A 12,553-nucleotide genomic window follows, 5' to 3' on the forward strand; every position below is an offset into this window, starting at 1 on the left:
ACAGGAGTCGTCTTGCGCGCCCGCTCGCTCATCTCCGCCGCCGTGCTGAGCGGTGGCCTCGCCCTCGCCCCCCACACCGCGTACTCCGCCGCGCATCACGGCACGAAGTCCGCCACCAACCTCGTCGACTATCTGTGCACCAGCACCGCCGGGGTGGACACGCAGCTCGTCACCGTCAGCGTCGAGCTGACGATGCCCACCGGCGCGGTGACCGGACAGCAGCTGACCATCGGGTGGCGCGGTTCCTACGCCGACGGCACCACCGGCCTGCGGGCCCCCGCCGGCGGGCTGTCCGGCGTCAACCTGTACGCGTACGCCTCCATCAGCGACCTCCCCCAGCTGACCTCCGCGACCGGGGTCCAGGCGATCGGCACCGTGGCCGCGGGCGCGGTGATCCCGTTGCCGGCGACCACCGTCGGCCTGAAGACGACGTCCCGCAACAGCGGCACCGGCTCGGTGAAACCCGCGGCAATCAACTTCGGCCCGAAGCCCCAGGAGCCCTTGATCGAGTGCGAGGTCCTGAACAAGGACGCCCTGACCGCGGACTCCCTGACCGTCACGTCGTCCACCCGCAGCCCCTCCCCCTCCCCCTCCCCGACCACCACGCGCACGACCTCCCCGTCCCCCACGTCCACCGGCACCAGGCCGGCCCGCACGGTGACCGCCACCGTGACGGCGGCCGAGGAGAACCCGGGGGTGACCAGGACGCCGGTCGGCGCGGCGGACACCGGAGGCGGCGGCACCACGGGCCCGGACGGCCGTCCCCTGGTGGCGACGGGCTCGCTGATCCTGCTCGCCGCCACGAGCGGGCTCCTGCTGCGCCGCCGCGTCCGGCCGCGGGCTAGGTGACGAGCCGGTAGAACCCGGGGAGCCTGCCGCTCATCCCGGTGAGGTTGTCGACCCTGATGTTGGTGCCGGTCTTCAGCGCGTTGATCACCTGGTTGCCGCCGGCGAAGACGGCCACGTGCCGGGTGTTGCTGACCTTGGTCCCGAAGAACACCAGGTCACCCGGCTGGCCGATGTCGAACCGCCGCAGCCTGGCGATCTGCCCGTTGGTGTTCACGCCGCCGAAGACGTCGGTGCCGTAGGCCAGCGCGTACACCCAGCGGGCGAAGCCCGAGCAGTCCGTCCCGACGGTCCTGTTCGCGGGGCAGGGCCTGATCGAGCCGCTGTAACCGCTGCACGTGCCCAGGGAAGGACCGGGGGCCGATTTGTGGCCGCCTCCCCACACGTACGGCACGAGCCCACCGGCCCACGAGCCGACCGCCTTGCCGTTCTTGATGTCGGTGGCGTACTGAACGATCACGGCCCCGGTGGCGGCCGGCGGGAGCGCCGGCACCATGCAGGTCCCCGGCACGCCCACCGCGTCGCCGAAGAACCCCGCGTCGCCGTAAGCGAGCACAGCCCCGTCACGCGTGGCCAGGACGTAGCCGCCGCCCGGGGTGGCCGCGATGCCGCTCACCGGCTCCGCCGTCGCCGATCTGACGGCGGAACCGTGGAGGCGTGCCCCGTTGACCGCGAAGACGCCCCCGTCGGCGGCCGTCAGCAGGAACCCGCCGGTGGCGCCCACGCGGGTGGCCCCGACGACGGGGGCCCGCAGCCGGGTGCCGGGCGGCGGACCGCCCGCGACGGGCTCGGCGCCGCCGAACGCGGACACGCCGCCGTCGGCCGCGACGGTCCAGTACCCGTCCCCCGAGGGCGTGCTGACGATGTCCACCGTCGGTTTGCCCAGCGGCTTGGCGGCCGTCGATCCGAGGAACCGGGCGCCGCCGGTCGCGAACACCCCGCCGTCGGCCGTGGTCAGCCACAACCCCTGCCCCCAGCCCGCCCGGGTCGCGCCGACGACGGGCTTGCGGAGGCGCGTCGCGGGAAGCGGGTTGTACGCCGGCGCCCGCGCGTCGCCGAACGCGAAAATCGCTCCGTCGGCCGCCGCCAGCCAGTAGCCGTCACCGCTCGCCGTGGGCACGATGCCCACCACCGGCTGCTTGAGCGGCCTGCCCTCCATGCTCCCGAAGTACTTCGCGTCGCCGTAGGCGAACACCTCGCCGTCGGCACCGGCGAGCCAGTACCCCTCGCCTCTCGGCGTCGTGGCGGTGCCGACGATCTCCGGCGGCAGGCACCCGTTCGCCTCCGCCGACGCGGCCGGGGAACCGGGTCCCGGAATCACCCCGGGCAGCAGCACCAGGGAAACCACCAGGACACCGGACCGCGCCCATGACAACGACATACCTCTCCCTAAGGCTGTACCACCCGCGAAACGCCCATCTCCGGCAGCGGAATCCCTACGAAACAACACTTTCCACCCCTCCAGCCGCGGATTTCGCGAAGCATTCCGAATCAAACGACCGGCCCCAAAAACCACCGATGCCTGCTAAGGAGGCGATGATTGACCCGGGCACCCACGCCACGACGCGAGGTGATCCACCCCGGGATCGACGAGGCGAGGTTCGTACCGATGGAGTTGTGGGAGCGTTCCGCGACGCTGGACCTCCTCGGCGACCTGCTGCGGGACAGCGCGCGGGGCGGGCGCGTCGTCGTGGTGGCCGGTGAGGCGGGCATGGGCAAGTCGGTCCTGGTCTCGGAGTTCGCCCGCAGGTGCGGGGCGGGCGCGCGGGTGCTGTGGGGCGGCTGCGACCGGCTGATCACGCCGCGGGCGCTGGGGCCGCTGCACGACATCGGCCACCAGACCGGAGGCGTCCTGGCCGAACGCCTGAAGGCCGGCGCCGCGCAGGAGCAGATCTTCACGGCCTTCCTGGACGAGCTGTCCGGACCGGAGCGGCGGCGGCGCCCCGTCGTCGTGGTGGAGGACGCGCACTGGGCCGACGAGGCCACCCTCGACTGGCTGGTCTGGTCGGGCCGCCGGATCGGCCGGGCGCCGGCCCTGTTCGTGGTGACCTACCGAGACGACGAGGTCGGGGCCGAGCATCCGCTGCGCGGCGCCCTGGCCGCTCTGCCCAGCGCCCTGGTGCGGCGGGTGTCGCTGGCGCCGCTGTCCCCGGAGTGCGTGGCGGAGCAGGCACGCCGGGCCGGGCGGGACCCCGGGCAGGTCCACCGGCTGACCGGCGGCAACCCGCTGCTGGTGACCGAGCTGCTCAAGGCCGGGAGCCGGGAGGTGCCGGCCACCGTGCAGGACCTCATCCTGGACCGGCTGCGGGCCCTGCCGCGCCCCGCCGGGGATCTGGCCCGGCTGGTCGCGGTGATCCCCACCCGCGCCGACGCCGCCGTCGTGGCCGGCGTGCCCGACCTCGTTGACGCGTGCGTCGACGCCGGGGTGCTCGTACCGTCCGGGGACGGCGTGTCGTACCGGCACGAGCTGCTGCGCAACGCGGTGGAGGACGCGCTGCCGCCCGCGCGGCGCGCCGCCCTGCACCGGCGGGCGCTGGGCGTGCTGGCCGGCATCGACGGGGTCGACCCGGGCCGCCTGGTCCATCACGCGCTGCACGCGGGCGACGAGACCGCGGTCCTGCGGTACGGCCAGGTGGCGGGCGCCGGGGCGGCCCGGCAGGGCGCGCACCGGGAGGCGGCGGCGCATTACCGGGCCGCCGCCGCCCACGCCGGACGGCTGCCGGCCCCGGCGCGGGCCGATCTGCTGGAGGAGTACGCGTTCCAGGCGTACCTCGCCGGGCTGGCCGAGGACGGGCTGCGGGCCCGGCGCGCGGCGCTGGCCGTACGGGAGGAACTACGCGAGCCCGAACGGATCGGGGAGAACCTGCGCTGGATCTCCCGGCTGGCCTGGTGGGCCGGGCACGCCGAGGAGGCCCGCGCGGCGGCCGTCCGCGCGGTGACCGTCCTCGACGCCGAGCCGCCCAGCCGGCAGCTGGCCATGGCGTACAGCAACCGATCGCAGCTGCACATGCTGGCGGGCGAGCGGGAGACCGCGGTCGCCTGGGGCGAGCGGGCCCGGACCCTGGCCGACCGGCTCGGGGACGCGGAGACCTCCGTGCACGCCATGATCAACGTGAGCAGCGCGCGCCTGACGGACGGCGACCAGGAGGCCGCCGCCGCGCTGCGCGAGGCGCACGAACGGGCCGCGTCCCTCGGGCTCGCCGACCACGCGACCCGGGCCCTGGTCAACCTGGCCACCTCGCTGGTCCAGCTCGCCGAGTACGCGGCCGCCGCCCCGGCGATCGACCAGGCGCTCGCCTACGCCACGCGGCACGACCTCGACGGTTACGTCCAGTACCTGCTCGGGGTGCGGGCGGGGGTGCGGCTGGTCCGCTGCGACTGGCCCGGCGCCCTGGCCGACGCCTCCGCCGCCCTGGACCGCCCGGCACGGGCCGGTGTCGCCGTGGTCCCCGCGCTGGTGGCCCGGGGCCGGATCCAGGCGGCCCGCGGCGAGCCCGAGGCCCTTGCCACGCTGGACGAGGCCGCCCGCCAGGCCGACCGCACCGGCGAGGTGCAACGGGTCTGCCCGGTGGCGGCGGCCCGCTCGGAGTACTTCCTGCTGCACGGCGACACCGAGCGCGCGGCGCGGGAGGCCCGGCGCGGCCTCGGACCGGCACTGGCGGCGAACCACCCGTTCTACGCCGGCGAACTGGCCTACCGCCTGTGGCGGGCCGGCGGGACCGGCGTCCCGGCCGCGGTGGCCCGGCCCTACCAGCTGATGATCGACGGCGACTGGACGGCCGCCGCCGAGGAGTGGGCCCGGCGCGGCGCGACCCACCCGCGTCTGGAGGCCCTGTCGGCAGGTGACCGGCCCGCCGTCTCCGAGACCCTGCGCGCCCTGGACGGCCTGGAGGCCACCCAGTCCGCCGGACGGCTGCGCGCCGACCTCCGGACCCGCGGATTCACCCGGATCCCCCGCGGCCCCCGCCGCGCGACGTCCGCCGCTCCCGCCGGCCTCACCCCCCGCCAGACGGACGTCCTCGCCCTCCTGACCGAAGGCCTGTCCAACGCCGAGATCGCCACCCGCCTGTCCCTGTCCCCCAAGACCGTCGACCACCACATCTCCGCCATCCTGACCAAACTCGACGTCCCCACCCGAGGCCACGCCGCCGCCACGGCCCACCGCCTGAACCTCCTGCGGGACACCGCTCAAGAAACGTCTCCGGCACCGCCGGGCATCGCAAATTAGGGAGAACTCCCCAGTCGCCGCATGCCGCGAGCGCCCTACCGTTCCCCCACGGAGGCACCGCGACAAGGGGAGACCATGACGTACCTCACCACCCCCGCCGAATCACCGCTCTACCCGTCCGCGCGGGACGCCATGGGCTATGTCCCCAACTACCTGCGGGTACTGGCACTTTGTCCCGGCGTCCATACCGCCTGGCTTCACCTGAGCGAGACCGTCCGGGACGGTATGGACCTTCGTCGCTACGAACTGGTCACGCTCACCGCGGCCCGCAGGCTCGGCTCCACGTACTGTGCCCTCGCGCACGCGAGTGTGCTGCGTGGCCTGCTGCGTGACGACGCCGCGTGGCACGCGGTCGTCACCGGTGACCGGGGCGCCGGGCTTTCCCCGGCGGACGTCGCCGTCATGGACTTCGCCGGGCGCGTGGCCGCCGATCCCGTCACGGTGAGCGAGGCGGACATCGGGCTCCTGCGCGAGCACGCCCTGACCGACGCCGACATCCTCCAGATCGTCGTGGCCGTCTGCCTGCGCCGCTTCTTCAGCGGCATCCTCTCCGCGACCGGCGCCATACCTGACGCGATCTTCGACGACCTGCCCTCCGGGATCCGCGCGGCGCTCGAAAGCCCCGCCGGGCCCTGACGACGTCCCGTCCACCGAAGGAGAACCACATGCCTGGAAAGGCCGTCATCAGTCTGACCACCGGACTCGAGGACCCCGAGCGGGTCACCGTCGCGTTCCTGGTCGCGCTCGGCGCCGCCGAGCAGGGGCGCCCCACCCTCATGTTCCTCACCAAGGAGGCGGCCCGGCTCGCCCTGACCGGCGTCGCCACCGCCACGGCGTGCGACGGCTGCCCTCCGCTCGCCGGCCTGCTGGCCCGGTACGCCAAGGCGGGCGGGCGGTACCTGGTCTGCCCGATCTGCTTCGACTCCCGCGGGCTCGACGGCGACCGGCTGATCGAGGGGGCGGAGCTCGGCGGCACCGTCCCCATGTGGCAATGGATCGGCGACGAGGGGGCGACCACCTTCAGCTACTGAGGGCGCCCGGCGCCGGACGCGTGCGGCTCACGCGCCGGCCCGCCGCACGGGGGCGCGGCGGGCCGTCGTCATCGGGTGGACCGGCTGTTCCCTCGGGGGATCAGGACGCGGTGCAGCTGAGGGTGGGAGTGCTCGCGCTTCCGGTGCCGAGGAAGCCGAAGGTGGTGGCGGCTCCGGCGGCGAGCGCGCCGTTGTAGCCCGCGTCCCGGGCGGTGACCGTGGATCCGCTCGTGGTCACGGTGGCGCTCCACGGCCAGTTGACCGCCTCGTTCGCGCCGAGTGTCCAGCTCACCGTCCAGCCGCGGATCGCGGACGAGCCCGCGACCACGCGCACCTCGCCCTGGAAGCCGCCGGACCACTGCGAGACGACCCGGTAGGTGGCCGAGCAGCCCAGGTTGCCGGTCGGCGTGGGGGTCGGAGTCGGAGTGGGGGTGGGGGTGGGCGTCACGGTCGGGGTGGGTGTCGGCGTCGGGGTCGGGGTGGGAGTGGGGGTCGGGGTCGGGGTGGGGTCTGGCCGCCGGTGAAGTTGACGTCGCTGCAGAAGTAGTACGACTGGTCGAGGTGGCTGGCCTGCCACAGGGTGTAGACGATGTGGCGGCCGGTGCGGCCGGGCGCGTTGACCTGCACCGGCGTCGTGGTGCCGGTGGGCATCCTGCCCGTCGTGGTGACCAGTTCCAGGTCGCTCCAGCGCAACCGCTGGGTGGTGGCGTCGAAGCCCTGCCTGGTCACGTAGACGCGGATGAAGTCGGCGCCGTGCGACGACCCGTCCAGCAGGTTGAGGGTGAACCTGCTGGGGAGGTCCACGGTCTTCCAGGCACCCGGCTCGTCGAGCGCGGCGTACCGGCCGCTCGAGGTCCGGCCGCCGCTGCACAGCTGCCCGTCCGGGACTGCGGTCTGGTAGTTGCCGCCCACGCCGTCGCGCAGCAGCCCGTTCCAGTTCCACATGGCGTTGGGATCGGCCCGCCACGCCTGGTTGCACATCGGGTCCTCGGTCGCCATCCGCGGCGCCTGCCAGTCACTGGCCCACCGCGTGTAGCAGCTGTACGCCCGCGCCGGCGGGTCACTGACCGCGCCGTGCGCCAGCGCGGGCGTGGCCAGGACGGGGGTGAGCACGAGGGCGGACGCCACCGCGACGAACAGCCGCAGGATCCGGGACCGGCGCCGCCGGCCCTCGGACGTGTCCATGCCATCGTGCGACGACGGGTGTGCGCGCAACCTCATCCGCACTTCTCTCCTCAGGTCTCAAGGGCTCAGGACGTAAGGGTCAGGCACGCCCCACCGAGCATCGGGTCCCCTCGCGTCGTCCGGCCCCCACCGTCCACCACGCCCTGACCGGAGAACAACAACACCGCGAAAGCTCCCTGCCCAAGGCCCGCCCAGCTGCCGGAACACCTCCGCGCCGAACGAAACGTTCATCGGCGGCCACGGCCGGACGCCTCCCGGCGGCGGCTCACAGTCCGAGCACGCTGCGCCGGACCTCGGCGCTGTCGCGCAGGGTGGCGGCCGGGCCGGAGAGCACCACGCGGCCCTCGCCCAGCAGGTACGCCCGGCCGGCGACGGCCAGTGCGCGCTGGACGTCCTGTTCCACCACGACGACGCTCACGCCGCGCTTGTTGATGCGCTCGATCGCGTCGTAGACCTCGTCCACCCGGACCGGGGCCAGGCCGAGTGAAGGCTCGTCGAGCAGCAGGAGCCGTGGCTGCGCCATCAGGGCGCGGCCGATCGCCACCATCTGCTGTTCGCCGCCGCTGAGGCTGCCGGCCGGCTGGCCGGCGCGTTCGGCGAGCCGGGGGAAGATCTCGTACGCGCCGGCCAGGGTCGCCCGGTGCGCCCGGCGGGCGGCCTTGCGGTAGGCGCCGAGGATCAGGTTGTCCAGGACCGTCATCCGGGGGAAGCTCCGCCGGCCCTCGGGCACGATCGCCACGCCGTGGCCGCAGATCTGGTGGCCGCGCAGGCGGGTGACGTCGACCCCGCCGACGCCGATCCGGCCGCGGTGCGCCGGGTGGATCCCGGCGATGGCGGTGACCAGGGTGGACTTCCCGGCGCCGTTGGGGCCGACGACGCAGACGGCCTCTCCCTCGTGGACGTCGATCGCCACGTCCCACAGCGCCTGCGCGTCGCCGTAGCGCACGTCGAGGTCCCGGACCCGCAGCAGCGGCTCAGACATGGGCCTGCCTCCCGAGATAGGCACGGATGACGTCGGGGTCGTTCAGCACGGCCTGCGGTTCGCCGTCGGCGAGGCAGGTGCCGCGGTCGAGCCGAACGCCCGGGGGATCTGGTAGGTGCGGGCCATGCCGACGTGGGCGATCTTGTGCGGGGCCATGCGGGTGATGTCCTGCCCATCGAGGCGGATCAGGCCACGGGTCGGCCGGAACGCCCCGGACAGCAGGTTGACCAGCGTCGTCTTGCCCGACCCGTTCGGCCCCACCAGGCCCACCAGCTCACCGGCCCGGATGTCCAGCGTGACGTCCTCCAGCGCGTGCACCCCGCCGAAGTGGCGGGCCACCTCGCGGCACTCGACGAGCACCGCACCGAGCCGCCCGGCACCGTCTCCCGCCCCGGCCTCGCCGGCCACGACCTCGGCGGGCACCGGCTCCGCGGCCACGGACGCGGCGGCTACGGACTTGGCAGACGCGGACACGGACGCGGCGGGTACAGGCTCGGCAGACACGGGCTCGGCGGGTACGGGCTCGGCGGGTACGGGCTCGGCGGGTACAGGCTCGGCAGACACGGGCCCGGCGGGTACGGGCTCGGCAGGTGCGGACCGAGTGGTCGTGCCGGTCCGCCGGACGGGGAACCTGGCGGTGCCCCACCGGGAGCCCAGCACGATCGCCGACAGGCCGGCCGCGAGCATCCCGGCGAGCAGCCAGTCGAGAAGCTCGCCCCAGTCGCCGAGCACCGCCAGTCCCCCGCCGGCCACGAGCAGGGAGCCGAGGGCGACGAGCGGGCGGGCCCGCAGCCGGGCGTACAGGCCGTCGGGAGAGAGCGCGACCAGCAGCGCGAGGACGCCGCCGAGGATGATCGAGTACCAGGCGTCCAGGCCGTACGAGGAGAGCCGGTCCTGCAGGACGACGATCAGCACCGCGCCGATCACCGGGCCGAGCCAGTGGGTACGGCCGCCGAGCACCGCCATCACGATGACGAAGAGCGGGATGGTCAGGCCGAAGACGCTCTCCACGGTGACGAAGCCGATCTGCAGCGCGTACACGCTGCCGGCCACCCCGCCGAGCACGCCGCTCATCAGCATGGCCAGCATCTTGTAGCGGAAGGTGGCCACCCCCATCACCTCGGCGACGTCCTCGGCGTCGCGGATCGCCGCGAGCGCCGAGCCGGTCCGGCTGTGCTGGACGGCGTACGCGACCGCGACCGCGACGGCCGCGACCAGCAGGGCGAGCAGGTACTGGAACTGCTGCAACGAGCCGAACGCGTCAGGTAGCTCCGGGATCGGGACGGTGCTCCCCTGCCCGCCGTCGATCGACCGGTTGATCCGGGCGAACGCGGCGAGGATGAACGGCACCGCGAGGGTCAGCAGGGCGAAGATCTCGCCGCGCAGCGACCCGAGCCGGAACGCGACGGCGCCCACGCCGAGCGCCAGCAGCCCGCACAGGACGGCGGCGAGCGGGATGGTGAGGAAGAAGCCGACGCCGTACCGCCCGCTCAGCACCGCCGTGGTGTACGCCCCGACGCCGACGTACGCGGCCTGGCCGAAGCTGAAGTAGCCGCTGTACCCGGAGAGGATGTTCCAGCTGGTCGCCTGCGCGATCCAGAAGCAGATCGACCCGAGCAGGATGAGATAGAACGACGGCAGCCCCAGCTGGTCGCTGAACGCGCCCACCGCGACCAGCACCAGGAACGCCGCCGACAGCCCGGTGCCGTCTCGGCGCATCATCGGGCACCTCCCGCCGCGAACAGACCCTGCGGGCGCAGCAGCAGGGCCAGGATGATCGCCGAGAAGAGCACGAACGGCGCGGTCGCCGGCGACCACACCGCGGAGACCACGCCGGACAGGACGCCGACCAGGACACCGGCCGCGAACGTCCCCACCACCTCGCCGATTCCGCCGAGGATCACCACCGCGAAGACGGTGCCGAACCACTCGTACGCGGTCTCCGGGGTCAGCGCGTTGGCGAGGGCGAAGACCATCCCGGCCAGGGCGGCGGTGGCCCCGACCACTCCCCCGAGCAGCACGCTGAGCCGGCGGTGGTCGACGCCGAACGCGCCGGCCATCGCCCGGTCCTGGGCGATGGCCCGCATCGCCCGGCCGGCGAAGGTGCGGCGCAGCACCAGGTGGGCGGCGAGCACCACCAGCGCGGCCAGCCCGAAGGCCACCAGCGTCGTGACCGGGAAGACCAGCCGTCCGATCGCGACCGACCGGGTGGCGTACGGGTTGATCTCGGCGGACATCCGCTGGAAGTCGGCGCTCCAGACGTTGCTCGTCACCTGAATGGTGATGATCAGCAGTCCGAAGCTGACCAGCAGCGAGTTGAACTCGGTGAGCCGCAGCAGATCGAACAGCCACTGGATCGCGGCCCCGGCGAGGAACATGGCCGGCACGGTGACCACGAGCGTCAGGACCGGGTCGAGGTGCCAGGAGGTGGCCACCTGGAAGGTCAGGTAGGCGCCGATCAGGATCAGCCCGAAGTGGGCCAGGTTGATGACGCGCAGCACGCCCAAGGTCACCGAGAGGCCGGTGGCCATGAGGACGTAGAGGCCACCGATCAGCGCTCCGGTGAGCATGGCCTGGATAACGTTCATGCGGGGGTCAGCCTCGGGTCGGGTCGGAACCCGGGTGACCGGCGCGGGGCCGGTCACCCGGGCGGCGGTCAGGAGCGGGGGCCCTGCAACTGAGCGGCGGCCCGGCCGGCGGGCCACACGGTGACCCACTCGCCCTTCTGGATCTGCTTGAGGCTCTGCGTGGTGGGCCAGAAGTTGTGCACCTTCGGATCGAAGGTCAGGTGCCCGCTGAACGTCGTGTCGGCGCCCTTCTGGTGCAGCGTGTCGCACATCTCGCGCTGGTCGGTGCCGTTGCTGCTCTTCACCGCGGCGGTGAGGATCTCCCACGCGTTCCAGGACGCCGCGGCCTGGGTCTCGAAGACGGTGTACGGCAGCTTCGCCGCCTGGGCGCGCTTGGTGAACTCGGCGGTGATCTCGGTGGCCGCCGGGCCGAGCTTGTCGAGGGTCGGCTTGTTCGGCTCGAACATCGACACCGACAGCATCCCCTCGGCGTCGTCGCCGAGCGCCAGCAGCGGCCCCGGCGCGGGGAAGAGCCCGAACATCTGCTTCGGCCGGTAGTCGAGCTGGGCCATCGCCTGCAGGATGTTCGCCGCGTCCACGCCGAGGCCGTTGTTGACGACCAGGTCGGGGTCGGCCTCACGGACCTGGGCGGCGATCGGCGCCCAGTCGGTGGTGGCCGGCGGGTAGTGTCAGGTCGACCTTGTCCTGGCCGATCAGGCGCTCGTAGAGCTGGCTGACCTTGGCCTGGTCGGACTGGTCGTCGACGACCTTCCATTCGACCTTGCGGCCGAGCAGCCCGCCGGTCGCGTTGAGCCGGTCGACGTACACCTCACCGGTGATCTTGTGGATCTGGCCGGTCGCGGCGGACGCGCCGGTCAGCGACAGGGTGGAGCCGACGACGATGGGCTTGTCGCCGCCCCCTCCCGAGGAGCCCGAGCCGTCGCCGCATCCCGCGGCCGCGGCGCCGAGCACCAGGACGGTGCCGATGACAGCTAGGGAGCGCCTGCGCATCTCGTTATGACCTGAACGTGATCACCGCGTTCCACGCCGACAACCCGCGGCTGACCCTCACCGAGGTGGCCGCCGGGCTCGGCATGGCGTACATCGGCGCGCTCTCGCTGTGGGACATCGCCCGCCCGCACATGCGGGACCTGGTCGCGGCGAGCGGCGAGTCCACGTCGATGGCGCAGCTCGACGGCTCGGACATCGTCTACGTGGCCCGGGTGGCGGTGCCCAGGATCATCACACTGAGGGTCCAGATCGGCACCCGGTTCCCGGCGCAGGTGACCTCGCAGGGCAAGGTGCTGCTCGCCGCGCTCGACCCGGACGCGCTCGGCGCCGCGCTCGCGCAACCGGGCCGCTCCCGGGTGGAGCCACGGGTCAGGCACACCCGGGCCGCCCTCGACGCGATGCTGCGCGAGGTGCGGGCCCGCGGCTGGGCGCTCGCCGACGACGAGCTGGCCCCGGGCATCCGGTCGGTGGCGGTGCCGATCCGGGACGGGCAAGGTGTGGTCCGGGCCGCGATGAACGTGACCGTCCATTCGGCCGAGACCAGCGTCGAGACCCTCGTCGACCAGCACCTGCCGCGGCTCATCAAGGCGGCGAGCGCGATCAGCGCGGACTGGGCCCGCTGGCAGTCCCGGCCGCAGGCGGAGGCCCCGGCCACCGGCTCTCCCTGACGGCACCGCCGCCCCGGCCGGAGAAAACAGTTCGC

The 12,553-nt window shown here is 73.6% G+C and carries 14 protein-coding genes; 5 read left to right on the plus strand and 9 right to left on the minus strand.

What is annotated here, in order from left to right:
- Positions 1 to 12 precede the first annotated feature (12 nt).
- The gene (locus ACFP1K_RS15925; RefSeq protein ID WP_380753195.1) at positions 13 to 849 is read left to right on the plus strand and encodes a hypothetical protein; all 837 of its coding nucleotides are present in this window, start codon (positions 13 to 15) and stop codon (positions 847 to 849) included.
- Here the strand turns inward: ACFP1K_RS15925 and ACFP1K_RS15930 are convergent.
- The gene (locus ACFP1K_RS15930) at positions 842 to 2,227 is read right to left on the minus strand and encodes a C40 family peptidase (protein ID WP_380753200.1); all 1,386 of its coding nucleotides are present in this window, start codon (positions 2,225 to 2,227) and stop codon (positions 842 to 844) included. The genes ACFP1K_RS15925 and ACFP1K_RS15930 overlap by 8 nt on opposite strands.
- 159 nt (positions 2,228 to 2,386) lie before the next feature.
- Here ACFP1K_RS15930 and ACFP1K_RS15935 point away from each other — a divergent pair, with 159 nt between their 5' ends.
- From ACFP1K_RS15935 to ACFP1K_RS15945, 3 genes are all read left to right on the plus strand, one after another.
- Positions 2,387 to 5,074: an AAA family ATPase gene (locus ACFP1K_RS15935; protein ID WP_380753205.1), complete on the plus strand. Its 2,688-nt coding sequence runs from the start codon at positions 2,387 to 2,389 to the stop codon at positions 5,072 to 5,074.
- A gap of 75 nt (positions 5,075 to 5,149) precedes the next feature.
- Positions 5,150 to 5,710, plus strand: a complete 561-nt coding sequence (locus ACFP1K_RS15940; protein ID WP_380753208.1) for a carboxymuconolactone decarboxylase family protein — start codon at positions 5,150 to 5,152, stop codon at positions 5,708 to 5,710.
- 29 nt (positions 5,711 to 5,739) lie between these two features.
- Positions 5,740 to 6,105: a DsrE family protein gene (locus tag ACFP1K_RS15945; RefSeq protein WP_380753211.1), complete on the plus strand. Its 366-nt coding sequence runs from the start codon at positions 5,740 to 5,742 to the stop codon at positions 6,103 to 6,105.
- A gap of 100 nt (positions 6,106 to 6,205) precedes the next feature.
- Here ACFP1K_RS15945 and ACFP1K_RS15950 read toward each other — a convergent pair whose 3' ends face one another.
- The 8 genes from ACFP1K_RS15950 to ACFP1K_RS15985 form a co-directional block, all read right to left on the minus strand.
- Positions 6,206 to 6,553, minus strand: coding sequence for a cellulose binding domain-containing protein (locus ACFP1K_RS15950; RefSeq protein ID WP_380753214.1), 348 nt, complete (start codon positions 6,551 to 6,553; stop codon positions 6,206 to 6,208).
- Positions 6,550 to 7,290, minus strand: a complete 741-nt coding sequence (locus tag ACFP1K_RS15955) for a lytic polysaccharide monooxygenase auxiliary activity family 9 protein (protein WP_380753217.1) — start codon at positions 7,288 to 7,290, stop codon at positions 6,550 to 6,552. The genes ACFP1K_RS15950 and ACFP1K_RS15955 overlap by 4 nt, the downstream gene beginning before the upstream one ends.
- A gap of 265 nt (positions 7,291 to 7,555) precedes the next feature.
- The gene (locus tag ACFP1K_RS15960) at positions 7,556 to 8,272 is read right to left on the minus strand and encodes an ABC transporter ATP-binding protein (protein ID WP_380753220.1); all 717 of its coding nucleotides are present in this window, start codon (positions 8,270 to 8,272) and stop codon (positions 7,556 to 7,558) included.
- Entirely contained in the window at positions 8,265 to 8,321 is a 57-nt protein-coding gene (locus tag ACFP1K_RS15965; protein ID WP_380753406.1) for an ABC transporter ATP-binding protein C-terminal domain-containing protein, read from the minus strand. Before ACFP1K_RS15965 ends, ACFP1K_RS15960 begins: the two co-directional genes overlap by 8 nt.
- Positions 8,315 to 9,994, minus strand: coding sequence for an ABC transporter permease subunit (locus ACFP1K_RS15970; protein ID WP_380753223.1), 1,680 nt, complete (start codon positions 9,992 to 9,994; stop codon positions 8,315 to 8,317). The genes ACFP1K_RS15965 and ACFP1K_RS15970 overlap by 7 nt, the downstream gene beginning before the upstream one ends.
- Entirely contained in the window at positions 9,991 to 10,860 is an 870-nt protein-coding gene (locus ACFP1K_RS15975; protein ID WP_380753226.1) for a branched-chain amino acid ABC transporter permease, read from the minus strand. Before ACFP1K_RS15975 ends, ACFP1K_RS15970 begins: the two co-directional genes overlap by 4 nt.
- A gap of 68 nt (positions 10,861 to 10,928) precedes the next feature.
- On the minus strand, positions 10,929 to 11,495 hold the full coding sequence (locus ACFP1K_RS15980) for an ABC transporter substrate-binding protein (RefSeq protein WP_380753409.1): 567 nt from the start codon (positions 11,493 to 11,495) through the stop codon (positions 10,929 to 10,931).
- Positions 11,476 to 11,850 (minus strand): ABC transporter substrate-binding protein, encoded by a 375-nt coding sequence (locus ACFP1K_RS15985; protein ID WP_380753229.1) that lies wholly within the window; start codon positions 11,848 to 11,850, stop codon positions 11,476 to 11,478. Before ACFP1K_RS15985 ends, ACFP1K_RS15980 begins: the two co-directional genes overlap by 20 nt.
- A 17-nt stretch (positions 11,851 to 11,867) precedes the next feature.
- Between ACFP1K_RS15985 and ACFP1K_RS15990 the strand changes: the two genes are divergently transcribed.
- Positions 11,868 to 12,518, plus strand: a complete 651-nt coding sequence (locus ACFP1K_RS15990; protein ID WP_380753232.1) for an IclR family transcriptional regulator domain-containing protein — start codon at positions 11,868 to 11,870, stop codon at positions 12,516 to 12,518.
- Positions 12,519 to 12,553 lie beyond the last annotated feature (35 nt).

The organism is Sphaerisporangium aureirubrum, from assembly GCF_042658925.1.
In the GTDB taxonomy this organism is placed as follows: domain Bacteria; phylum Actinomycetota; class Actinomycetes; order Streptosporangiales; family Streptosporangiaceae; genus Sphaerisporangium; species Sphaerisporangium aureirubrum.